The sequence below is a fragment of the Caballeronia sp. GAWG1-5s-s genome (genome assembly GCF_023631445.1).
Classification (GTDB): Bacteria; Pseudomonadota; Gammaproteobacteria; order Burkholderiales; family Burkholderiaceae; genus Caballeronia.
The window spans coordinates 36554-55546 of sequence record NZ_JALQDC010000023.1 but is presented as its reverse complement, the minus strand read 5'-3'; the positions used below and the strand labels follow the sequence as shown (position 1 = coordinate 55546).

Below are 18993 nucleotides of genomic sequence, written 5' to 3'. Positions count from 1 at the left end.
CTTTGAGCGTGAGGGACTTGCGACGAAACGCGCGGCCAGGGTGCGGCGCGTGGTGCGCCTCATTGTACGCAACGCGCGGCGCTTTTCTGGACGGGCGGCTAGCCCGCGTAGTCGTAGCGGCCGCCGCGCTCCAATGCGCGCCGATAAGCAGGCCGAGCGTGAATGCGTTCCAGAAACGCGCGGATATGCGGCCAATCCTTGGCGCCCGCGCGCTGGCTGCCGGCTTCGAGCGGGAAGCTCATTTGAACATCGGCGGCGCTGAACGTATCGCCCGCGAACCACGGCGACTTTGCGAGTTCGCTTTCGATATAGCCGAAATGCAGCTTCAGTTGCGGATCGATAAAACCGCGCTGCAACGTCTCGCCGATGCGCCGGGCAATGGGCCTCGCGAAGAACGGCATCTTCGCCTTTCCGATTCGCGACGCCACGAGCTTGAGGAGGAGCGGCGGCATGGCCGAGCCTTCCGCGTAATGCATCCAGTAGTTGTAGCGCACGCGTTCAGGCGACGCCCCGTGCGGCGGCGCGAAGCGCCCTTCGCCGTAGCGGTCCACCAGATATTCGATGATCGCACCGGACTCCGCGACGACAAGCGCGCCGTCCGTCACGACAGGCGACTTCCCGAGCGGATGCACCGCGCGGAGTGCGGGCGGCGCGAGCATCGTCTGCGGATCGCGCTCGTAGCGCCTGATCTCGTACGGCACGCCGAGTTCTTCGAGCATCCACAGCACGCGTTGCGAGCGGGAGTTGTTCAGGTGATGGACGGTCAGCATGGCGAATCGGGAGTTCATGCCAAGAAAGCCTTGAGTGGCGGGAGTGTCGCACATCTCGGAATCTCGGCTCCTAATATCGCTGGAGGGCGTTTCCTAATATTTTTCGGCGCGGCGTGCGCATCTGAGCATATACTGTTTATATATACAGTGTACAGCGCGCAACAATGCGTGTCGCACCAGCGAGGAAGAAATGCCGAGGATGCGGTGTCCAATATGCGCCCGGGCGCTCGGGCATGAAGAGTTTCACGCCGCAGTCGGCGACGCGCCGGATCGGTGGATGTGCGGGGATTGCGATTGCGTCGTCAACGACTACGACGATGAGTACGAGCGTCCAGACTGGCTCGAAGGCGAAAGCCTGCCCGCAGCAGCGCGATGAGTTCGGGAAGCGTCTCGCTCGGCGCGGTCGCCGGACGCGCGACCCACATCGACATCAGGTGCTCTCGCTGTGACCGCAAAGGCCGATACCGCGTCGCTAACCTCGTGGCACGGCTTGGACCGGACTTCCCGATGACCGATCTCGGCGCCGAGTTGGCGGATTGTCCCCGGCGGAGCGCGACCGCGCACCACGAGCGGTGCGACGTCTACTTTCCTGGTCTGGCGAAGATCATGTCCGGCGACGGTCAAATATCGACGCGCGACAAGTCCTGAGCGCCGCGCCATGGGCTTTCATTTCCGAGGACAGTTCTTCGCTACCGCGAGATCATGCGCGAGCACCGCCGTCCCAATCCGCCGGCTCCGCCTGTTTCGCATCGAGCAATGCAGTGCTTCACCAACCGGCGTTGCATCGCTGCGCTGCGTACGCGATTATTCCCTCGCGCGTGTCGCATCCATGCGCTTGCCCTCTCGGCAATGTTGCCCGGCTTCGTGCCGGGCTTTTCTATTTGCCCGGACAGTTCTTCGCGACCGCCAAATCGTGCGCGAGGATTTGACGTTTGGTTTCAGCGGTGTCGGCCTTGCTCGCGGTGATTGGCCTGACCCAGTCGCACGCTGTGTCAACGACTTTCGTAACGGTCACGGTCTGAGGCGGCTGAGGCGTCGGCGCTGTCGTCGCACACCCAGCGATTGCCAGTGCGCAGCAAATAGTCATGGCCCGCATGCTCATTGCTCCTTTCGCAGTGCGCCGATCTGGTCGAGCTCGGCATCGAGGTCTTCTCTCGCTGTAGACGCAGCCGCTTGATCAGCTGCAGCGCGATTGACGACGGCCTGCTCGCCGGCAGCGGACGCCGCGGCGTTCGACTGATCCACTTCGCTCTGCTTTTCCGCAATGGCGCGCGCCGCGTCCGCTTTGGCTGCGGCGGCCTCCGCGGTCGCAGCCTGCGCTGACTTGTGACGAAAAAAGCCGAAGATAAAGCCGCCGAGGCCAAGCACGGCTCCGCCGATCAGCGGCCACATGGATGTAATCAGTGCGATCATGCTGAGACTCCTCCGCCGGCGGCTTGGTATGCCGCCAGCAAATACGACATTGCATTCTCGTTTTGCCCATAGCCCGCGCCCGGCAGGCTTGCCCAGACGTTCGCCACCTTGGCGACCGCTTCCTTGAACCGACCAGCGTCGATCAGCGGCAGCGCCCCGTGCTCGCGCAGCTGCTGCAACGCGTACTTGTCCTGCGAGATCGGTGAGAAGTCCGGCAGCTTCAACTGCTGCCTGTAGATGCGCCACCAACGGTAAAGGATCTGGTACCGGCCGGCGGCTGTCGACTTCAGCGACGTGTTCAGGATGTTCGGATGGTCGGCGTAGCTTTTGAAAAGCATGAGGCGCCCGGGCGTCGATCCGACCAGCACGTTGTATCCGTCATCCGTCTTGGCAAGTTGCACGGCGCCGATCTCGCTCACGGCGATCATGTCGAGGAAGGCAACTCTGTTCTTACCGCCGGCTGCGACTGCATCAATTCGCGCCATCGTTGCCCTCCTTCTGCACGCGCCGCAACGACGTGTAGCGGATCGCAATGAAACTGAGGCCAAACAGCGTGTACGCGATCCACTGCTGCACGTTCTGCGGGATGACGTCGCGGAGCTCCCGCGGCATACCGGATGGATTTCGCCGTCTAGAACCTTCTTGAGAGCGGCCTCGAAGCGCGGCTTCACCTGCGAAAACGTCTGGCTGATCATGTCGTACTCACCGACCTTGACCGCCGCCCAATAGATCGCCGGATCGGACCAGACGTCTTTGACGTGCTGGCGCGCCCGCATCTGGTCGATTGCCTCGTAGACAGCGGCGTCGACGTTGATCGGCGGCTTGCAAAGCTTCAAGAACTCGGCCAGCGACGGCGGCCAGTCGAGCCGGTTGCGACACACACGGATCGCGTCGGAGATCATCTGCGTCGTGATGCCCTCTTCCTCGAACGCTTCCGACCATGCTTCGCGCCAGTTTGAGATCGCCTGCTCGCTCGGGAACTGCGCCTTCCAGCGACTCGGGTACGCGCCGTCCATGCGATTGAACAGGTGATCCATCAACGAGATCCCGAGCTTGGGGTGAATCTCATGCCACATGCTTGGCTTCAACATCGATGCAGTCAGGGGTGCGTTCATGGCTCTCGGTCGGACGGTTGCGGTTGACGAATGCGACGGGATCAAACTTGGCGGGCTTGCCGGACGGCGCAATCGCGCCTGCTGCTTGTACCTTGGCGGCATCAGCAGCCCATCCGGTGATGATTGCGGCGACGTAGCCCGTCGAGATGCGTTCGTTCGGCTTCGTCTGGCGAGCCTTTTTCGCCGCCGCGCGGGCGGTTTCAATGGACACGCCTTGGTCAGCCAGAGCTTGCAGACGGGGATCAGCCGGGTTGCTGTCGATGCCGCTTTCACGCAGAACGATCGACAGATCAACAGCGCGCGCAGAGGCGTTCGAAGATTCGTTCTCGCGAGTCTCACTACACGCGCTCTTAGAACCTTCGGTTTTAAGTTCTTCTCTTCTCTTCTCTTCTCTGGACCGCAGATTGTCCGCATCAGATGCGGACGTTTTGCGCGCCTCACGTTTGCGCTGCGTCTCTTGGGCCCGTCGCTTAGCCGATTGGCCGTTGTGCTCGTCGAAGCGCGGCACGACAAGGCTGTCAGGCTCCTCAATCAGCCAGCCGACGCTGACCAGCGACCGCGCGAATCCTGGGAAGCCGATCATGTCGTCGAGCGCATCGGGCGTGTATCCATCAAGCACGCCGTCTTCGGAATGGACATCGAACAGACACCAGACCGCATGGAGTCCGCCTACAACGCGCAGTCTGTCCGCTTTCAATGCGGACGCAATGCGGACAACCTTCGGGTGAGTGTGCAAGTCCGCGCGCATTTTGATCCAGTCGCCGGCCATGTCAGTTCACCGAGACGGGAAGACCGATCAACTGCTGGCGATTACGCTTGCCAGGACGTTTCGCCGTGTCGCGCACCGCGAGCACCTCTGCTTTCAACAGCTCGTTGACGCGGCCACAAATGGTCTGGACCGGCATACCCGTACGCGCCGCGATCTCATCGCGCGTCAGGAGCACCGCGCGGTCGCTGCCGAATACGGCGAGGATGCGGACGTGCGCTTCCGAAATCTCACGATTCGTGAGCGACCGGAACGCATCGATCTGGGTTTGAGAGGCTTGCATGGTTACCTCAGAGGTCGTGGCCGCACGGCAGCGAGCCGTCAGGGGATTGCTTCGCGCCGCAACCGATGCAGGTCTTCGGCTCGACGTTCGCGTCGGCCTGCTCGGTGATCTCACGATCGAGCAGGTCAAACGCTGCGATGTTGTTCGGGAGCGGCGCGATCATCACGACACCTTCCGGTCTACGATGGCGGCGACCGACGACTTAGCCGGTTCCGGCGCGCTATAGATCAGGTAGGTCAGCGTCAGCATTTCCTGCACGCTGCGATGGATCTCGTGAGCGATGCTGTCCAGGTCCGCGCGCTCGGCTTGGTCGACGCGGCCGTCTTCTGTCGCCTTGCGGTGGCAGGTCGCCAGTTCGCCAACGCGCTCGACGATGCGCAAGAACTTGTCTTGGATCTGCTCGTTGTCGAGTTCGTCTTCCGCCTGAGGCAATGGGATGAACATGCCGCCAGACTGACGGGCTACCTCCTCGGCAAACAGCGTCGTGTTGCTGACCAGTTGCATCTGGATGGCCATGTCCGGATGAACTCGCTGAGGCGGCGTGCCTTTCTCGTGCACGCGGTTGTCGAGGGCGGCCAGGGTAATGCCGAGGCAGTGAGCCATATCGCTGCGCCCGCCGGCCGCTTCGATCATCTGGAGGAACGTTTGTTTGAAGCCCACGATTTCATACCTCGGTTAGTGGTTCACCCGGATTGCCGTTTGCTGGATACTTCCTCCAACAACAAAAACGAGACGTTCGACGGGGTAAAACAAAAATGACAAACGGCAAGTGCCTGAGAGACCTTGGAGCGGTTAGTAGTCCTCAATCAGACTGTGTGAGCCCCACGCTCGAAACAGCAGAAGAAGGACGCGCGCCGCTTACCTCGTTGCTTTGGCTGGTCCTGCTGAATCCGCTTTCAGTCGGCGGAACTGCAGGACCGCTTTCTTTCGCGCCTCGTCGAGCGCAACTTCCGGAAATCCTCGCGCGATGAGTTCAAGCAGCATGGCGCGCACTTCTTTCTGCTCGGCGGCTGTCAGCGGCGTATCACTCATGCCGCCACCGCCGTACCGCGAAGCTTCGACCACGTGACCCTCGGACGCAGGTCCTCGCAAAGAACCGCGCCCATGCTCTCGACTTCGATGTTGATACAGAGCTGAACGTCGAACTGCTGGTCAGCGCTGATCGCCTTGCGCAGATAGCCGAGCGTCGTTCCACAGCGGCGCGCAAACTCCTCCTGCTTCTCAGGAGGCATCGAATTGAGGTATGTGCGTAGCTTGTCCATACCTCTATATTACCAGACGGTAATGGAAAGTCAATACCATTCGGAGATTTACCCTTCAGTAATGGCGGCCGATAATTTCGGCATGACTGTTATTGACAACCGCCGCGCGCGCCTGGCGCAACTGATCGAGCAGTACGGCTCGCAGGCCGAGTTCGTCCGTCAGACGGGCGAGAACCAGGGAGAAATTTCCGCCCTTCTGAAGAACAAATCCTTCGGCGAGAAAAAAGCAAGAAAGTTGGAAGAGAAACTGAAGCTGCCCACAGGGTGGCTTGATGAAGCGCCTACTTCAGATAAGAATGTTCTGACGGATGGAAGAGCGTCCGTGAACATCCGTCCCATCCTCGGATGGGATAACGACCAAGAACTAGGCGAAGAGTACGTTTTGATTCCGAGGCTCGAAGTGAAGGCGTCTGCCGGAAATGGCCGGATCGTGTGGCACATCGACGAGAAGGGACAGCGTCAGGCTTTCAGGAAAGCTTGGCTGAACCGGCTCGGCCTGGATGCGGAACATGCGGCCACGATCGTCGCTGAGGGCTCCAGCATGGAGCCACGCGTCATCGACGGTGATTCGCTCGTCGTCAACTACAAGGCGACCGATCTGGTAGACGGCAAGGTTTATGTGCTGGCCTACCAGAACGAGGTCTACGTCAAGCGGCTCTTCAAGCGGCCCGGCGGCGGCTTGAGCATCCGGTCGGATAACCCGGACAAGACCCGATACCCCGACGTCGACATCTCGGCGGAAGAGTCGGGACACGTGCAGATCATCGCCCGCGTGGTGGGCGTTAGCGGCGCGATGTGAGAGTTCATCGAGGGAAGACATGGGAAGGCGGATAGTCGTCCTGTCGGCCGTGATTGCGCTAGCGGGTTGCAATTCGCCGGACGACGTCACGAAGAACGGCGCAGAGGACTTAGTGCGCAAATCGCTCAAAGACCCGGATTCCGCGAAGTTCTCGTCAGAGTTCATCGTTAGATCGAAGCCGGATGAGAAGGGAATCGTCTTCGTAGGGGTGTGTGGCTTGGTCAATGCTCGCAACGGCTTCGGCGGGTACGCGGGAAACGCGCGATTCGTCGCAGTGTCCAGTGAGAGTTCCCAGGTTGGTCCGTCATACCCGTTCATGGCGCAGATCGAGAACAGCAAGACCAGCCGGCCTGGCACTGCTGCCGACGGCACGCGCCGCGCCACGATCTTCGAGTCGGTCTACTGGAACCAGTACTGCGTAGACGCAGCGCACCCTCCGATGTTCACCGCAGGCATGGATTGAACTTCGGTCGATGGCTGCATGACGACGCGCTGGTGCGGCGGGTAGTAGACGTGCTGAATCAAGCGATTGTCTTCCAGCAAGACTATGCAGGCCGTCCCGTTGTTCCGACGTCCCGAAAGATCAAGCTAACTAGGGCATCGTTGCGTCAAGCCGTAGCGTCTCCATATGATCAATAATGAAGTTGTTCAGATCACTGAGATACTGAACCGGTCCGTTCAAGGTCGGACCTTCCCGTTTCTATGCCGCGGCGAAGACGGAAAGCTTTACTACGTCAAGGGAAGTGGGGCCGGGCGGAGGGGGCTGATTTCGGAGTGGCTCGCGTCGAACCTAGCGAGAGCCTTTGGCCTTCCAGTTGCAGATTGCCGCATCGTTGAGGTTCCCGAGGCAATGAGCCTTCTCAAGTTACCGGACTTCGCGGAGCTGGGCACGGGCCATGCGTTTGGGTCCGTGCTCCGGGAAAATGTGGTTGAATTAACGCTGTCTAACGTCGAGTCTGTTGGTGAGCAAGTGCGTCGGGATGTCGCTGTTTTCGACTGGTGGGTTAGGAACGAAGATCGGGTGCTAACGAACTTCGGCGGAAACGTGAACCTACTGTGGGACATCGATCAGCGCGAGTTGGTCGTGATCGACTACAATCTCGCGTTCGATGATACGTTCGACTCGACGAATTTCCTTCAGGGTCACGTTTTCGCGAAGGACTGGAACGATGTCTTCCAGGACTTCTTGGCACGGCCCGCGTATGAGACAAAAATGCGCCAGGCGCTTGAGGCATTCGATGACGCGTGTGACAAGATGCCCGACGAGTGGCTCGAAATTGGTCCTGGTGTACCAAGCACCTTTCTGCCAGACGACGCGCGAAGAGTACTTGACCGGATTGAGCAGGACGACTTCTGGAACAAAACATGAAACACGCTTGCAGATATGCGCTGGTGCGCTTCATGCCGTATGCCGAAACAGGGGAATTTGCTAACGTCGGCATCGTAGTCATGAGCCCGACCGCGCGCTTCTTCGGATTCAAACTTCTTGACCGCGTTGGCCGTATCACAGCATTTTTCGACGATCTAGATGCCCATATCTATAAACGAGCCCGAGACATCTTCAAGGATGAGATGCAACGGATTGGCGACATGGCGCAGAGGTCGTTCGTTGGTGCGGTGAACGGCCCTACGGCCGATTTTGCCAACTTCGCATTCGATCAATTGGTGACGCCCCGGCAGGCGATCATCTATGCCGACATGCCGCGCGCAGCAATGGTCGACGATCCCGCAAAGGCGTTGACGGATTTCTTCGACTATTATGTCGGCCGCTCTTTTGCGACACCCGTGAAGCGCGAGCGCCAAGTTGAGCAACGCATTCGCAATATTCTGAAGGCAGAGAACCTTCAGAAGTACTTCCACGCTCGTGTACTCGGGACGGAATATCAGGCGAAGGTGCCGTTCGTGAAAGTGAATGTCCAGGACAACCCGGTCAAATTGATCAAGCCGTTGGATTTGGACCGAGAAGACGCAACGAAGATCTACGACCATGGCTGGGAGTGGCTAGGCCGAATCAAGAAGCTGAGGCGCGACGGCCAGTTCCGAGGGGACGCATTGTTCGCCGTTCGGCCCCCGCACGAATCATTCGGTGCGGGCATGTCGGCTTACGCTGAAGTGAAGAGCGAAATGGAGAATGCCGGCGTTGCAGTCGTCGACGAGGACGATAAGACAGCGATCATAGAATTCGCGGAGACGTGATCGGAGAGCTGCTCATAGACCCGCTTCGGCGGGTTTTTTGTTGCCTGCTCGCCACCCCTAGGGCGACGCACGTCGCAAACGGTTGCGATTACTCTGAAGAATGCTATCTTTCCTTCCGGAAAGGAAAGGGAAAGCTCGCCCCGTTAGAAGCCGAGCATCCGAGGCTAACAATGAAAAAGACAATCGCCGCCGCGCTCACCTGCGCGGCTGTTCTGGCTGCTTGCGGCGGTGGCGGAGATACCACTCCTGCGTCGCCGACGGCAAAGATCTCCTTCTACGGCAATCCGCTGCAGCAGGCTGGCACTTCACAGGCAACGGCGAAGGTGGCGGCGGTCGCGCACGCTGCGTCTGACGCACCAGCATCTGACGCTGCCACCCAGACGGTACAGACTCTGACGCAAGCGCTCGCCGCACAGGGAGTGACGGCCGACGTGACGCCACAGGTGATGAACGGAACAACGTTGCACGCGCTCATCATGGGAGAGAACAATGGACTGCCGCCCACTCAGGACCAGTTCAAGACCGATCCGAGCGGCTTTATCGTCGCCAACTTCCAGCTCGACGACATGGTGACGCGCAACGACGACCCGGCGCAGGTCGCCGCGCTCGCGCAGTTCCAGCAGGACCTGTACACGTTCATCCAGCGCGCGCATGTTGCCGGCAAGCTGACGTTTGTAGTCTTGCCGATCCGAACCTGCGATCAGCCATTTGGCAAGAGCGCAGCTGACGGCGTAATTCAGGCGGCCACAACCGCGGCCTCGTTGTCGGCGGGCTATGCGGTCGGTGGCGTGCCCTACAACGCCGTCTCTGACGCGAACGGGGTGTTCACCGATACCGTGACGGCCGGACATATGGGCCCGGACTGCCGTACCCCAGACGCATACCTGGTCAATATGGCGACCCAGAACATGGCGGAAAGGATGGCGCCCGTACTGAAAGACGGCCTATCAAAGTAACCCGCAAACCCGTCGACGAGAGCCCGCCACGCGCGGGCTTTTTTTCGCGCGAACGCGCAAACGTTGCACTCTTGCAACATTTGACCGACGCAAAGCGACTTGAAAGTGGCTTTCACCGGAAGTTTTCCGCGCGACTTATTACCAAATTGGGGTACCAAAGGGGCAAACGTATGCGCTCACGACCTTCGGATGGTCGATAGACGGTACGAGTGACGGAAAAGAGACACGTCATCACTTCCGTCAACACTTTCTCCTAAGTATTTACACCCATCAGAACATAGACACAGCGCGTCTCATTACCAAACACTCCGCCAAATTACTATTTGGTATTGACATTGCCATTACTCGTTGGTAATATCCACTCATGCACTCACCGCGGCGGTGAGCGGAAACGAGAGGTGGATGATGGAGCGCGCACTCGATGACAACGCCCTGCTGCACATTGCGCGGCTTGAGCGTGTCGATCAAATCTACAGCGGCATCTTGCGGTTTGGTCTGATGACCTTCCTGACCGGAGTCGGTATCGGCTGCTTCTGGTATCTGCTCGTCGCACTGCGTGCCGGGGTGCTCGCATGAGTCTCTGGAAAATCTGGGCGCTCACGCTCGTCGTTGCTGCCGTGTATCTCGCCATCTGCGCAGATCTCGATGCTCGCGCAGCCCGTGTTGAACGTTGCGCCGTCGTCCACTGCGCGTAAGTCAATCCCGTAAAAGCTCACCATGATCACACTAACCTGCTCAGTACTGCTTATCGGCTTGATGGCCTACCTGATCGTGCGCGGCGGCGACGATCGCCTCGAAGAGATCGAGCAGCGCAAGAAGCAAATTCACTGGCCCGTCGCCAACTGATTTGCACCCTGAGGAAGCGGCCCGGCGCTCTATCCGGGAGTCTCAGTTGATGGCGTTGCGCGGCGTGGAGCGAAGTAAGCGATGAACCGCCGGGTTGGCCAGGCGCGACAAGCGCCGCTGGCTGGCGAAGAGGACCGCGAGAGCGCCTCGGCCGCAGCGCCATCAACTTAGATTCGAACAAGAACGAGGACAGCATGAGAAATTCAGTGACACCGCGCCCGTGGACCGTGCATCACCGCATGCGTGACTGCGTCACCTTCGAAGGTCGTGACGGAACCGAGAATCTGTTCTTGCAAAACGTCGAGGGCTATTACGCGTGCCAGAACGAGGAGGACGCACTTTTGATCGCCGCCGCTCCCGATCTGCTGGAAGCGCTGAATGCCGTCGTTTCCGTCGCGGATCGCGAAACCGTCGAGTTCGACATGGCCCGCGCTGCTATCGCCAAGGCAACCGGAGAGAAAGCATGAGCAACGTTCTAACGCTGCCCTCTTCGTCCTTGCTTTCGAGCATAAGCCGAGCCACCAGCGTATGCATCCTGCTCGCTCTCGTATCGAAGAGATGCTTCAACACGGAGTTGAGTGATCTTCGGCCCGGTTCGATCGATTTCAACGCAAGCGTATGTGAATCCGCCGCCCACCAGCGGTTCAACCAATACATGGAATTCCATAGTTCCGATTCTCAATACTCGCGACATGACGAGCTCCCGGAAGATTGTTCAGGCTGGCGATGGGTAAGCACTTCCATCATTCACGCAGCCGTCGATGAACCTCTTCGCTTGCCGTTCGGCATATCTGAATCCAGCGTCGCGAGAAAGGAAGTTGAGTTGCTCGGGCAGGCTGACGATGGGCGCGGATCCCGTGTCGAAGGAAAGAATCGACCACGAGACAGCGTATCGAATTTGTGGACCGTCGAGTGACGGCGTCTTGCTAGTAACGACGCGCACGTCGATGGTGTATCCGCGATAGGGGACACATGATTGATTTTCCATGCTCACTCTCCTACACACCAGGGGCGGCATGTGAACCCACTATACGCGCTATATGAGCGGCCCGTACGTTAAATCCATCGGCCGCGCAAGAACCCTCCGCGCCGCGCGCTCATCCATCGACCGCGGCGCTTCTAAATGAATGACACGAGCATGCAACTCCAAACCGACATCTTCGCGGCCGGCGCGCAGCGCCTGCAGATGACCGAGTCGATCGAGCTGACGATCCAGTCGATGCAGGCCTATGGCCCGGATCACGAGCACTGGGGGATCGCGTGGTCGGGCGGCAAGGACAGCACGGCGACGCTCACGGTGCTCTGCTGGCTGCTCGACACCGGCAAGATCGCGCGGCCGAAGACGCTGACCGTGTTCTATGCCGACACCCGGCAGGAACTCACGCCGCTCGCGATCTCGGCCGAGAAGATCATGGACGAGCTGCGCGAGCGCGGCATCACGATAGAGATCGTGCGCGCTCCGATGGACAAGCGCTTCATGGTCTACATCCTCGGTCGCGGTGTGCCGCCGCCGAACAACAACACGCTGCGCTGGTGCACGCGGCAAATCAAGATCGATCCGATGGAGAAGCGCTGCGCCAGCGCCTCGAGGGACTCGGCGGCAACATCCTGATGATCACCGGCGTTCGCCAGGGCGAAAGCGCGATCCGCGATCGCCGCATCGAAATGAGCTGCGGCAAGGACGGCGCCGAATGTGGTCAAGGCTGGTATCAGCAGGTGCTGCCGAATGCGCGCGGCCTGCGCGGCCGGATCGCGACGCTCGCCCCGCTGCTTCACTGGCGCGTCTGCCACGTCTGGGAATGGCTGCGCCACTGGGCGCCCGAGGAAGAGTTCGGCGACTGGTCGACGGCCGCGATCGCCGACGCATACGGCGGCGATGAGGCCGAAGAACTGAACGCGCGCACCGGCTGCATCGGCTGCCCGCTCGCGCAGGAAGAGAAGGCACTTGAGACTGTGCTGCGCAGCCCCCACTGGGCGTATCTCGCGCCCCTGCGCGGCATCAAGCCGCTGTGGCGTGAGCTGCGCGAGCCGCAGCACCGCTTGCGTAAGCCCGGCCTCGAACTCCTGAAGGATGGCTCGTATGCGAAGAATCCGCAGCGCCTCGGGCCGCTGACATTTGAAGCGCGGCTGATGGGCCTCGACCGCATCCTGTCTATTCAGGACGAGTGCAACCGCGGAGCGCGCGCGACCGGCCGCCCGCTGATCGACCTGATAGACGCCGAGGAAGAAGCGCGCATCCGCGAGCTGATCGCCGCCGAAACGTGGCCGCAGGGCTGGGAAGGCGACGAGCCGACCGGAGATGTGATTCTCGACGTCGTCTATGCCAATGGCGCCGTGCAGCCGCGGCTCTTCAGTGAGGAGGATGCGTGAACGCCCCAGCGACTCAGCAGGAACTCCGGCTCTTGTTCGATGGCGGCTTCGACGCTGTCGGGTACTGGTCAACCCGGCCCGTGAAGATCTGGGTCGTCGAGATCAGCCGGCAAATCAACTATGAGACGAAGACGCACACGATGTACGTCCGCTCGCGCACGCGCGACGGCGCCGAGCAGTGTGCACGAGACAACACCTTCATCCGGGGCAACGTATCGGCCCGCGCGCGCCTCGCGACGCCACGTGATCTTGGTTGTGCTCGCACGGTTGAGGTCAAGCATCGTCCGGTCGAGGAACCTCAGTGAGATCGTCATCGCCCACGCCCAAAGCCCAACGCATATCGCGAGCGAATGCCATGCAGGTGTCCTTCCATTCAGGCGTACCGAAATCAACGTCGCGCGGATTCTTCTTCCCGCGTGCGCGCCGGATGGCTTCGATGCTTCCAGCCAATGCCCGAGCTTCTCCCCAGAGCTGCTCGTCTTCCATTAGTCGGTGTTTGTCTTGATTTTCCATGACTTGCATTTTCGGCATTTGCTTCAGAAACTTTATGTGCCCAAACGCACACGTGCAACGTAATAGGAGTTTCGGATGGGCAGAACTTTCGTGTTCGAAAGATTCGACAGTTTCGGCGACCGCACGCGGTCGCAAGACAGGAAGTACGTGAGCGCACAGGAAGCTTTCGAGCCCGAAGCTGAGCGGCGGCGAGCAGCACAACGACGTCATGCTGTAATTCTCGCGATCTACCTTTTTGCGCCTATCCATGGCTTAGCTGATCCCGAAGCGTCGACTCAAGCCGCATTAACGCGTGTAAAGGTTTTCCCGCCTGCGACTTGGCGCGAGCAAGGAGCAGTTCCCGTGTCACAGGTTCTGTGGCGTTTAGGACAAGCGACGCCTGATCGATCAAATGGGAGACAGTTCGAACCGCGTCGTTTTCAGTCCAAGATTGCTCTCGCAGGCTCCTTTCAGCCGCAATCACCAACACAAGTAGATCGTGCACGTCCACGCTCGTCTCCAGTCCGGGTCCGTATGGGTTTCGCATTCGACGTGCCAGGTTCGGCGGATTTACTCAGTCGAGCAAGTCGCCGAAAAGGGGATCTCGGCAAATCGACGATGCACCGCATGATCGAGCGCGGCGAGGTTCCAAATGTTCGGCTGCTCGAAGAACGCATCGCAAAGGAGCGCAGCAATGGCTGAGGAATTGATGCTGGACATTCTGAAAAGAGCAGTCGGCTATCTCAGCTTGCACGGCTACGAAGCGGAAGCCAAGGCCCTTTCCGTCGACGCCCGCGCACTTCTGGCAGCAGGCGCGAGTGAGGGGCAGATGCCGGTGGCGATCTATCACGGCAACGGGATCATCGATTGTGGCGATTCTGGTCACCACAATATCGAACTGCTGAAAATGATCCCCGCAGGCGCGAAGCTATACAAAGACCCGTCTGGCGAGATCGCGGTGCTACGGGAAGCCTTGAAGGGCGCAGAGATCATCGCGAACGCGGCCGGTGCCGAGATCGCCGCGTTGCGCGAGCGGATCGCGGGGATGGAGAAGGATCCGGGATGGATCAGCGTCGAAGATCAGTTGCCAAAAAACGATCAGATCGTCGCGTTCGTTGTGAAGGCCGATCGCGAATCGCCAAATTGGTACCTTAATGGCCACGTTCTAGGTGGAACGTATCACGAGAGTTGGGGGTTCTCCACGCCAGGAGTCGGTCACCGCGCGTCGTACTGGATGCCCCTGCCCGAAGCACCCGCGTCGAGCGTGGCGAGCAAAGAGGAGCCAGCAGAGTAATCGAGACTCTGCCGAACGATTGGATCAGGAATGCGCGAGCGCCATCAGATCTCCCAGTTTCCAATCAGGCGCCTCTTGAGCGACCTTGTGAATGAAGGTACGCATATACACCTCGCCGTGCGCTTTGCTGTCCGCGTCGTAATGGCCGTATTGGATGACAACGTCCGCCACCGCAAGAGCGTCGGCAGAATTGAGAAGGGTTTGAGCTTTGATCTTGTTCATGCCAGCGTTATCGGCCCAAGCCAGAAGAACTTTAGGAATTGAAGTGCAGCAGCTGATCGAAGAATTCATGCGCGTCTCGCGCGCGTATATGGAGGTGCAAATTGACTGAACGCCTCATGACGCCGGAAGACCTTAAGCGGGTCACCGGCCGCACACGGTACGGGAAACAGGCCGAATGGTTCCAAAATGCCTTTGGAATCGAGGTGATGCGCACGTTCGACGGCGCGCCGATCATGACCTGGGCTCTCTACGAATCCTTGCTCGCTCGCCGCGCCGGGCTCGACGTGGGAACCGATAAGCATTCGACCAAACGCACAAAAATCTGCTCGCCCTTCGCATGAACGCCCGCCGCCGCCAACGCCAGTCCACCCTGCCATCGCGCGTCTATGCAAACGGCGCTAGCTGGTACTGGGTCGTGCCAAAGTCCAATAAATGGATTCGCCTTTGCAAGATAGCCGACGGCGAGACAGCAATGCTCGAGCGCTATGTCATCGAGCGGAAGAAGCTTGAGGTCCCAGCAGGCATCGGCGACGCGGGCCCGCTGATCGATCGTTACATCGCAGAGAAAGGCCCGGAACTCAGGTCGGAAAAGAGCTGGGCCAGGATCGGGCGCTACGCACGCAACGCGCTGCGAGACGCGGACGTGGCGAAGATCGAACCCGGCGACATAGCCGACGTGCTCGCGTTCTGGGACGGGAAGCCGACCATGCAGCATCACGTTCGCTCATTCCTGTCCGGCTTCTTCTATTGGTGCGTGAAGAACCGCCTAGCAATGACGAATCCCGTTCGAGACATCAAGATTAAGCCGCCGAAGCGGCGGAAGGTCTATATCCCGGATGAGCACTTCCTTGCGATTCGCGCGGCGCTCGCGACGTACAGCTACGAGCGTACAGACGGCAAGACGATCGTCGGCCGCAATTCAGCCGGCGCGATGATGCAGTGCTTCGTCGATCTCTGCTACCTGACCGCGCAGCGTTCAACAGAGATTCGGACGCTTAAGTGGTCGCAGATTGACCGCAATGCCGGGGTCATCCATTTCTTGCCATCCAAGACGGAAGACAGCAGCGGTGCGGCGGTCGACTTTGAAATCACCCCAGAGATCGACGCTGTCCTAGCGCGCATCCGCGAGATCGACGGCCGCCCTCGCATTGGCGACGCCAACGTCATCCACAACCGCAAAGGCGAGCCATACGCATCGACCGCTTTTCTTGCCGCGTGGGATCGCGCAATGAAGCGCATCGGGTTAGGCGATCAGCCGTACACGATCAAAGACATCCGCGCGAAGGCGCTGACCGATGCAAAGCGCGCGGGCTATGACATCAAGGAATTGATGGTTGCAGCAGCGCACACCCGCGAGCAGACGACGCACATTTACGTCAAACAGCGCGACATTCCAGTCAGCCACGTTCGCTTGAAAATGCCGAAATCCTAGTCGGCTCCTAATAAATGCATCATCGCTTCTCGCAACGCCTTATGCTTTGCTGCGCATTTAATGAGCAATTCGTTAGGAATCGACTCTCGAAGACTCGCATGCTTAAACCGTTGCAGCATCGTTAAGGCTTCTGATGGACGGTGAGCATGTCTTCGCGTTGTGCCGGACGGTACGACTCTTGCAGGCAAAGGATGGCGCGCGGCAGCGCATTGTGCCTATCCTGACTATTCCGACAAGTAAAAGGAGAACCCGATGACCCTGATCATCTATCTCGTGGGCTGGCTCATTCTGATCGGCGGCGTGTCGTGGGCGCTCGTCGCCATGCACGTGGCGCAACACACCATCGCCATCGTGGCCGTCATTCTGCTGGGAATCGCCGTCATCACGGGCGCCACGCGGGCGCGCAACCGCGACCGTTCGTAGCGTCCTGCAAGGCGAGCGCCGCGCCGTATCGCGCGGCGCTTCCTGTCTCAGGTCACGACACGCGCGTTGAGCGCGTCCTGAATCAGCGTGACGAGTTCGTCCGGGTGCGCGGGCTTGGTCATGAAGTGCTGAAAGCCCTCGCCGATGCTGCGTAATCGGTACTCGTCGCCGTCGTGCCCGGTGAGCGCGATGGCGACCGAAGGCGGCAGATTCCCGCGTATTTCGTGGTCGCGCAAACGTTGGATAAGATAGAAACCGTCCATTCCAGGAAGGTCGAGATCGCAGATCACCGCATCGGGCAGCACACGGGTCGCGGTTTCCGCGCCGTCTTCGGCGTCGGCCACGGCGACGACTTGCGCGCCTTCTTCTTCCAGCAACATCTGCAGTGATTCCCTGCTTTCGGGATCGTCTTCGATGAGTACGATCCGCGCATGCCCCAGTCTTGCCACTTCGTTCATCATGTTCTTTTCAACTGCCTAAAACGGAATTCTCGCGCACGGTCTCCACGGCTCGCCGCTTCACTACCCTCTGCCGACCGTCGCGCGCTTGCGTGGCGATTGACAGAAAATCGCGGCGGGAATTCCGGACGCACCGTATTTTTCGCCGCGCGTGCGCCGGTGCTGAACGTCTCGCGGTGTCCGGGCACCCGCCGGCGTGAAATGCTGCCCGGCCGCCGTGTCCCAGCAATTGTTATCGAGCAAAAAACGGACCGACGTACGTTTTAGCCCCGTCAGACGGCGCATCGCGCGTATTTCGGACGGATTTGCCTGCACCGTTACGGCACATCCGCCGGTAATTCCGGCATGCGCCGCGCCTGTTCTACCGTCAGACGTTTGCATACTGCTCGACGCGCGGCGCGTTCGTCTGCACCAGCGCCCGATATTCCGTCGGGGTGATGCCGACGGTCGCCTTGAACTGGCGCGTGAAGGCGCTGTGGTCCGTGTAGCCGCAGAGCGCGGCGACATCGGTCACTTTGTCGTGCGTCACCAAGAGCGCGGTGGCGGCATCGAGCCGCGTCTTGAGCAGCACTTGCCGCGGCGTCAGATGGAAGACCTTGTGAAAGTACCGTTCGAGTTGCGCGATGGACATGTCCGCCATTTTCGCGAGGTCGCGCATATTGAGCGGCTGCACGTAATTTTCCTGAATGTGCTGCACGACGGCCGCGAGCCGGCTATACGCCGGGTGCGTGCTTTCGGCCGCCTGCAAGTCGCGCGAAATGCCGGCCAGCCCGACGATACGCCCCTCTGCGTCGTGCAGCGGCTGCTTGCAGGTCATGCACCAGCCGGGCTCGCGTCCGGGGTAAAGATGCAATTCGAGCTGATCGATCAGTTGCACGCCCTGCGCGATGATCGCCTGATCCTGCGCCGTGTAGATCCGCCCGAAGCGGCGCGGAAACACGTCTTCGGCGGTTTTGCCGATGAGCGCGGTTTTGTCGTCCTTGTGGCCGCAGCGCCGGGCGAGCGTGCTGTTGACCATGGCGTAACGCGCTTCGCGGTCTTTCACGAAGAACACGATGTCGGGCATGGCGTCGAACACCGGCGCGAGCAGCGCGAAATGCGCGAGCATGTCCTGCAAAGCGGAGGCACGGGGCGACGCGATGTCCTCGAACGCGCGAGGCGAGGCGCTGCCAGCAAGGGGTGCGGTCGTGCTCATCGGTGCTTCGGGGCGCGCAAGTCGGAATGGCGCCGATTATAGAGGCGCGAAAACGACGCCAATATTGGCGCTCTCCCCACTATGTTTTCGGTGACGCGGGACTCTGGTGGAGTCGTCGACGCACGACCAACATCATCTAGCGCTCGGCAGATGCGCCCGGGCGGCGGCCACCTTGCGATGCCCGCCGCCTTCGAGCGCCTTTGTTCCCTTCTTCCGGTCTCCTGCGCCTGCTCTTGTCCCTCGCCAGTCGCATGCCGCGACGGCATCCCTCATTGCCTTGGTGAAATGCTAAACGACTGAGCGGATTAGAAAATTCCACGCGCGCCGACGTCAAGCGCGGCCTCAGGCCCACGCTTTGCGGAAAGTCAAGTGTTCTGGTGACTATGTGCGCTAGCAGCCGGTCAGGATCGCCGCGATCCGGCCTAATGACGAAAGCAGCAGGCGCACGGACGGGTCACCGTTCGGCCAGCCTGCCCTCCGGGGAAGGTCCCAAGGTCCGTTGAGAACCAAGCAAAAAGGGATTGCCATGACCAAGCACATCAACAAACATTCCGTACCGCGCCGCGAGGCCTTTCGTTGCAGCGGCCAGCAACTCGATGCCATCATGCGTTTCGCCGAAGAGCGCAAGCTCGACGAACGCCCGCTGCAATGGGTCGTCGCGCAATACTGCCGGGCGCGCGCCAAAGCCGCTTGACGGCCAC

32 protein-coding genes and 1 pseudogene are annotated in these 18993 nt (G+C 60.2%); 18 read left to right on the top strand and 15 right to left on the bottom strand.

Annotated elements, in window-relative coordinates:
* Window positions 1–98: 98 nt before the first annotated feature.
* Complete coding sequence (locus NCR34_RS16790) at window positions 99–770, bottom strand: glutathione S-transferase family protein (protein WP_250500734.1); 672 nt, start codon at window positions 768–770, stop codon at window positions 99–101.
* Between the two features lie 507 nt (window positions 771–1277).
* On the opposite strand from NCR34_RS16790, the gene NCR34_RS16785 reads away from it, so the two are divergent.
* Window positions 1278–1418 carry a hypothetical protein gene (locus tag NCR34_RS16785; RefSeq protein ID WP_250500578.1) on the top strand — a complete coding sequence of 47 codons (141 nt, stop codon included), beginning with the start codon at window positions 1278–1280 and terminating at the stop codon, window positions 1416–1418.
* 450 nt (window positions 1419–1868) lie between these two features.
* Here the strand turns inward: NCR34_RS16785 and NCR34_RS16780 are convergent, their stop codons facing one another.
* The 9 genes and pseudogenes from NCR34_RS16780 to NCR34_RS16740 all read right to left on the bottom strand — a co-directional run bounded on the left by NCR34_RS16780 (window position 1869) and on the right by NCR34_RS16740 (window position 5609).
* Window positions 1869–2183 (bottom strand): hypothetical protein, encoded by a 315-nt coding sequence (locus tag NCR34_RS16780; RefSeq protein ID WP_250500577.1) that lies wholly within the window; start codon window positions 2181–2183, stop codon window positions 1869–1871.
* Window positions 2180–2668, bottom strand: a complete 489-nt coding sequence (locus tag NCR34_RS16775; protein ID WP_250500733.1) for a glycoside hydrolase family 24 protein — start codon at window positions 2666–2668, stop codon at window positions 2180–2182. The genes NCR34_RS16780 and NCR34_RS16775 overlap by 4 nt, the downstream gene beginning before the upstream one ends.
* A gap of 249 nt (window positions 2669–2917) precedes the next feature.
* Window positions 2918–3199: pseudogene (locus NCR34_RS16770) on the bottom strand (replication protein P); the annotation flags it as partial.
* A 49-nt stretch (window positions 3200–3248) separates the two neighbouring features.
* Window positions 3249–4067: a hypothetical protein gene (locus tag NCR34_RS16765; RefSeq protein ID WP_250500576.1), complete on the bottom strand. Its 819-nt coding sequence runs from the start codon at window positions 4065–4067 to the stop codon at window positions 3249–3251.
* Window position 4068: 1 nt separating this feature from the next.
* Window positions 4069–4347, bottom strand: coding sequence for a hypothetical protein (locus NCR34_RS16760; RefSeq protein WP_250500575.1), 279 nt, complete (start codon window positions 4345–4347; stop codon window positions 4069–4071).
* A 7-nt stretch (window positions 4348–4354) separates the two neighbouring features.
* The gene (locus NCR34_RS16755) at window positions 4355–4510 is read right to left on the bottom strand and encodes a hypothetical protein (RefSeq protein WP_250500574.1); all 156 of its coding nucleotides are present in this window, start codon (window positions 4508–4510) and stop codon (window positions 4355–4357) included.
* Window positions 4510–5007, bottom strand: a complete 498-nt coding sequence (locus NCR34_RS16750) for a YmfL family putative regulatory protein (protein ID WP_250500573.1) — start codon at window positions 5005–5007, stop codon at window positions 4510–4512. The genes NCR34_RS16755 and NCR34_RS16750 overlap by 1 nt, the downstream gene beginning before the upstream one ends.
* Window positions 5008–5205: 198 nt before the next feature.
* Complete coding sequence (locus tag NCR34_RS16745; RefSeq protein ID WP_250500572.1) at window positions 5206–5379, bottom strand: hypothetical protein; 174 nt, start codon at window positions 5377–5379, stop codon at window positions 5206–5208.
* Complete coding sequence (locus tag NCR34_RS16740; RefSeq protein ID WP_250500571.1) at window positions 5376–5609, bottom strand: transcriptional regulator; 234 nt, start codon at window positions 5607–5609, stop codon at window positions 5376–5378. Before NCR34_RS16740 ends, NCR34_RS16745 begins: the two co-directional genes overlap by 4 nt.
* Before the next feature lie 22 nt (window positions 5610–5631).
* Between NCR34_RS16740 and NCR34_RS16735 the strand changes: the two genes are divergently transcribed.
* The 8 genes from NCR34_RS16735 to NCR34_RS16705 all read left to right on the top strand — a co-directional run bounded on the left by NCR34_RS16735 (window position 5632) and on the right by NCR34_RS16705 (window position 10873).
* Window positions 5632–6408, top strand: a complete 777-nt coding sequence (locus NCR34_RS16735; protein WP_250500570.1) for a S24 family peptidase — start codon at window positions 5632–5634, stop codon at window positions 6406–6408.
* Window positions 6409–6427: 19 nt separating this feature from the next.
* Window positions 6428–6871: a hypothetical protein gene (locus NCR34_RS16730; protein WP_250500569.1), complete on the top strand. Its 444-nt coding sequence runs from the start codon at window positions 6428–6430 to the stop codon at window positions 6869–6871.
* Window positions 6872–7036: 165 nt separating this feature from the next.
* A complete protein-coding gene (locus NCR34_RS16725) occupies window positions 7037–7777 on the top strand; it encodes a HipA family kinase (protein ID WP_250500568.1) in 741 nt (246 codons plus the stop codon).
* A complete protein-coding gene (locus tag NCR34_RS16720; RefSeq protein ID WP_250500567.1) occupies window positions 7774–8604 on the top strand; it encodes a DUF3037 domain-containing protein in 831 nt (276 codons plus the stop codon). Before NCR34_RS16725 ends, NCR34_RS16720 begins: the two co-directional genes overlap by 4 nt.
* Window positions 8605–8774: 170 nt before the next feature.
* Entirely contained in the window at window positions 8775–9560 is a 786-nt protein-coding gene (locus NCR34_RS16715; protein WP_250500566.1) for a hypothetical protein, read from the top strand.
* A gap of 402 nt (window positions 9561–9962) precedes the next feature.
* Window positions 9963–10136 carry a hypothetical protein gene (locus NCR34_RS16710; RefSeq protein WP_250500565.1) on the top strand — a complete coding sequence of 58 codons (174 nt, stop codon included), beginning with the start codon at window positions 9963–9965 and terminating at the stop codon, window positions 10134–10136.
* 141 nt (window positions 10137–10277) lie between these two features.
* Window positions 10278–10406: a hypothetical protein gene (locus NCR34_RS28040; protein WP_284506595.1), complete on the top strand. Its 129-nt coding sequence runs from the start codon at window positions 10278–10280 to the stop codon at window positions 10404–10406.
* 194 nt (window positions 10407–10600) lie between these two features.
* Window positions 10601–10873, top strand: coding sequence for an XkdD/Y8K6 family phage-associated protein (locus tag NCR34_RS16705; RefSeq protein ID WP_502800094.1), 273 nt, complete (start codon window positions 10601–10603; stop codon window positions 10871–10873).
* A gap of 248 nt (window positions 10874–11121) precedes the next feature.
* Here the strand turns inward: NCR34_RS16705 and NCR34_RS16700 are convergent, their stop codons facing one another.
* Complete coding sequence (locus NCR34_RS16700) at window positions 11122–11394, bottom strand: hypothetical protein (protein WP_250500563.1); 273 nt, start codon at window positions 11392–11394, stop codon at window positions 11122–11124.
* 150 nt (window positions 11395–11544) lie between these two features.
* On the opposite strand from NCR34_RS16700, the gene NCR34_RS16695 reads away from it, so the two are divergent.
* The 3 genes from NCR34_RS16695 to NCR34_RS16685 are packed head-to-tail and all read left to right on the top strand — an operon-like array spanning window position 11545 to window position 13081.
* Window positions 11545–12018: an adenine nucleotide alpha hydrolase family protein gene (locus NCR34_RS16695; protein WP_250500562.1), complete on the top strand. Its 474-nt coding sequence runs from the start codon at window positions 11545–11547 to the stop codon at window positions 12016–12018.
* A complete protein-coding gene (locus NCR34_RS16690) occupies window positions 12018–12776 on the top strand; it encodes an adenine nucleotide alpha hydrolase family protein (RefSeq protein WP_250500561.1) in 759 nt (252 codons plus the stop codon). Before NCR34_RS16695 ends, NCR34_RS16690 begins: the two co-directional genes overlap by 1 nt.
* The gene (locus NCR34_RS16685) at window positions 12773–13081 is read left to right on the top strand and encodes a hypothetical protein (RefSeq protein WP_250500560.1); all 309 of its coding nucleotides are present in this window, start codon (window positions 12773–12775) and stop codon (window positions 13079–13081) included. The genes NCR34_RS16690 and NCR34_RS16685 overlap by 4 nt, the downstream gene beginning before the upstream one ends.
* Here NCR34_RS16685 and NCR34_RS16680 read toward each other — a convergent pair.
* Window positions 13050–13289: a hypothetical protein gene (locus NCR34_RS16680; RefSeq protein ID WP_250500559.1), complete on the bottom strand. Its 240-nt coding sequence runs from the start codon at window positions 13287–13289 to the stop codon at window positions 13050–13052. The genes NCR34_RS16685 and NCR34_RS16680 overlap by 32 nt on opposite strands.
* Window positions 13290–13364: 75 nt before the next feature.
* Here NCR34_RS16680 and NCR34_RS16675 point away from each other — a divergent pair, with 75 nt between their 5' ends.
* Both NCR34_RS16675 and NCR34_RS16670 read left to right on the top strand, forming a co-directional pair.
* A complete protein-coding gene (locus tag NCR34_RS16675) occupies window positions 13365–13970 on the top strand; it encodes a hypothetical protein (protein WP_250500558.1) in 606 nt (201 codons plus the stop codon).
* A complete protein-coding gene (locus tag NCR34_RS16670; protein ID WP_250500557.1) occupies window positions 13963–14562 on the top strand; it encodes a DUF551 domain-containing protein in 600 nt (199 codons plus the stop codon). The genes NCR34_RS16675 and NCR34_RS16670 overlap by 8 nt, the downstream gene beginning before the upstream one ends.
* 24 nt (window positions 14563–14586) lie before the next feature.
* Here NCR34_RS16670 and NCR34_RS16665 read toward each other — a convergent pair whose 3' ends face one another.
* On the bottom strand, window positions 14587–14853 hold the full coding sequence (locus tag NCR34_RS16665; protein ID WP_250500556.1) for a hypothetical protein: 267 nt from the start codon (window positions 14851–14853) through the stop codon (window positions 14587–14589).
* A gap of 32 nt (window positions 14854–14885) precedes the next feature.
* On the opposite strand from NCR34_RS16665, the gene NCR34_RS16660 reads away from it, so the two are divergent.
* From NCR34_RS16660 to NCR34_RS16650, 3 genes are all read left to right on the top strand, one after another.
* Complete coding sequence (locus tag NCR34_RS16660) at window positions 14886–15125, top strand: DUF4224 domain-containing protein (protein WP_250500555.1); 240 nt, start codon at window positions 14886–14888, stop codon at window positions 15123–15125.
* Entirely contained in the window at window positions 15122–16216 is a 1095-nt protein-coding gene (locus tag NCR34_RS16655; RefSeq protein WP_250500554.1) for a tyrosine-type recombinase/integrase, read from the top strand. The genes NCR34_RS16660 and NCR34_RS16655 overlap by 4 nt, the downstream gene beginning before the upstream one ends.
* A gap of 252 nt (window positions 16217–16468) precedes the next feature.
* Complete coding sequence (locus NCR34_RS16650; RefSeq protein ID WP_175941955.1) at window positions 16469–16639, top strand: hypothetical protein; 171 nt, start codon at window positions 16469–16471, stop codon at window positions 16637–16639.
* A 47-nt stretch (window positions 16640–16686) separates the two neighbouring features.
* On the opposite strand, the gene NCR34_RS16645 is transcribed toward NCR34_RS16650, so the two are convergent.
* Window positions 16687–17100, bottom strand: coding sequence for a response regulator (locus NCR34_RS16645; protein WP_175941956.1), 414 nt, complete (start codon window positions 17098–17100; stop codon window positions 16687–16689).
* Between the two features lie 364 nt (window positions 17101–17464).
* On the bottom strand, window positions 17465–18292 hold the full coding sequence (locus tag NCR34_RS16640) for a helix-turn-helix domain-containing protein (protein WP_502800093.1): 828 nt from the start codon (window positions 18290–18292) through the stop codon (window positions 17465–17467).
* A gap of 526 nt (window positions 18293–18818) precedes the next feature.
* Here NCR34_RS16640 and NCR34_RS16635 point away from each other — a divergent pair.
* Complete coding sequence (locus tag NCR34_RS16635; protein WP_175941958.1) at window positions 18819–18986, top strand: hypothetical protein; 168 nt, start codon at window positions 18819–18821, stop codon at window positions 18984–18986.
* Window positions 18987–18993: the final 7 nt, after the last annotated feature.

Coding starts and splice junctions, on each gene's coding strand:
- NCR34_RS16790 (WP_250500734.1), bottom strand. CDS start 770: ATGCTGACCGTCCATCACCTGAACAACTCCCGCTCGCAACGCGTGCTG.
- NCR34_RS16785 (WP_250500578.1), top strand. CDS start 1,278: ATGACCGATCTCGGCGCCGAGTTGGCGGATTGTCCCCGGCGGAGCGCG.
- NCR34_RS16780 (WP_250500577.1), bottom strand. CDS start 2,183: ATGATCGCACTGATTACATCCATGTGGCCGCTGATCGGCGGAGCCGTG.
- NCR34_RS16775 (WP_250500733.1), bottom strand. CDS start 2,668: ATGGCGCGAATTGATGCAGTCGCAGCCGGCGGTAAGAACAGAGTTGCC.
- NCR34_RS16765 (WP_250500576.1), bottom strand. CDS start 4,067: ATGGCCGGCGACTGGATCAAAATGCGCGCGGACTTGCACACTCACCCG.
- NCR34_RS16760 (WP_250500575.1), bottom strand. CDS start 4,347: ATGCAAGCCTCTCAAACCCAGATCGATGCGTTCCGGTCGCTCACGAAT.
- NCR34_RS16755 (WP_250500574.1), bottom strand. CDS start 4,510: ATGATCGCGCCGCTCCCGAACAACATCGCAGCGTTTGACCTGCTCGAT.
- NCR34_RS16745 (WP_250500572.1), bottom strand. CDS start 5,379: ATGAGTGATACGCCGCTGACAGCCGCCGAGCAGAAAGAAGTGCGCGCC.
- NCR34_RS16740 (WP_250500571.1), bottom strand. CDS start 5,609: ATGGACAAGCTACGCACATACCTCAATTCGATGCCTCCTGAGAAGCAG.
- NCR34_RS16735 (WP_250500570.1), top strand. CDS start 5,632: ATGGAAAGTCAATACCATTCGGAGATTTACCCTTCAGTAATGGCGGCC.
- NCR34_RS16730 (WP_250500569.1), top strand. CDS start 6,428: ATGGGAAGGCGGATAGTCGTCCTGTCGGCCGTGATTGCGCTAGCGGGT.
- NCR34_RS16725 (WP_250500568.1), top strand. CDS start 7,037: ATGATCAATAATGAAGTTGTTCAGATCACTGAGATACTGAACCGGTCC.
- NCR34_RS16720 (WP_250500567.1), top strand. CDS start 7,774: ATGAAACACGCTTGCAGATATGCGCTGGTGCGCTTCATGCCGTATGCC.
- NCR34_RS16715 (WP_250500566.1), top strand. CDS start 8,775: ATGAAAAAGACAATCGCCGCCGCGCTCACCTGCGCGGCTGTTCTGGCT.
- NCR34_RS16710 (WP_250500565.1), top strand. CDS start 9,963: ATGATGGAGCGCGCACTCGATGACAACGCCCTGCTGCACATTGCGCGG.
- NCR34_RS28040 (WP_284506595.1), top strand. CDS start 10,278: ATGATCACACTAACCTGCTCAGTACTGCTTATCGGCTTGATGGCCTAC.
- NCR34_RS16705 (WP_502800094.1), top strand. CDS start 10,601: ATGAGAAATTCAGTGACACCGCGCCCGTGGACCGTGCATCACCGCATG.
- NCR34_RS16700 (WP_250500563.1), bottom strand. CDS start 11,394: ATGGAAAATCAATCATGTGTCCCCTATCGCGGATACACCATCGACGTG.
- NCR34_RS16695 (WP_250500562.1), top strand. CDS start 11,545: ATGCAACTCCAAACCGACATCTTCGCGGCCGGCGCGCAGCGCCTGCAG.
- NCR34_RS16690 (WP_250500561.1), top strand. CDS start 12,018: ATGATCACCGGCGTTCGCCAGGGCGAAAGCGCGATCCGCGATCGCCGC.
- NCR34_RS16680 (WP_250500559.1), bottom strand. CDS start 13,289: ATGGAAAATCAAGACAAACACCGACTAATGGAAGACGAGCAGCTCTGG.
- NCR34_RS16675 (WP_250500558.1), top strand. CDS start 13,365: ATGGGCAGAACTTTCGTGTTCGAAAGATTCGACAGTTTCGGCGACCGC.
- NCR34_RS16670 (WP_250500557.1), top strand. CDS start 13,963: ATGGCTGAGGAATTGATGCTGGACATTCTGAAAAGAGCAGTCGGCTAT.
- NCR34_RS16665 (WP_250500556.1), bottom strand. CDS start 14,853: ATGAATTCTTCGATCAGCTGCTGCACTTCAATTCCTAAAGTTCTTCTG.
- NCR34_RS16655 (WP_250500554.1), top strand. CDS start 15,122: ATGAACGCCCGCCGCCGCCAACGCCAGTCCACCCTGCCATCGCGCGTC.
- NCR34_RS16650 (WP_175941955.1), top strand. CDS start 16,469: ATGACCCTGATCATCTATCTCGTGGGCTGGCTCATTCTGATCGGCGGC.
- NCR34_RS16645 (WP_175941956.1), bottom strand. CDS start 17,100: ATGATGAACGAAGTGGCAAGACTGGGGCATGCGCGGATCGTACTCATC.
- NCR34_RS16640 (WP_502800093.1), bottom strand. CDS start 18,292: ATGAGCACGACCGCACCCCTTGCTGGCAGCGCCTCGCCTCGCGCGTTC.
- NCR34_RS16635 (WP_175941958.1), top strand. CDS start 18,819: ATGACCAAGCACATCAACAAACATTCCGTACCGCGCCGCGAGGCCTTT.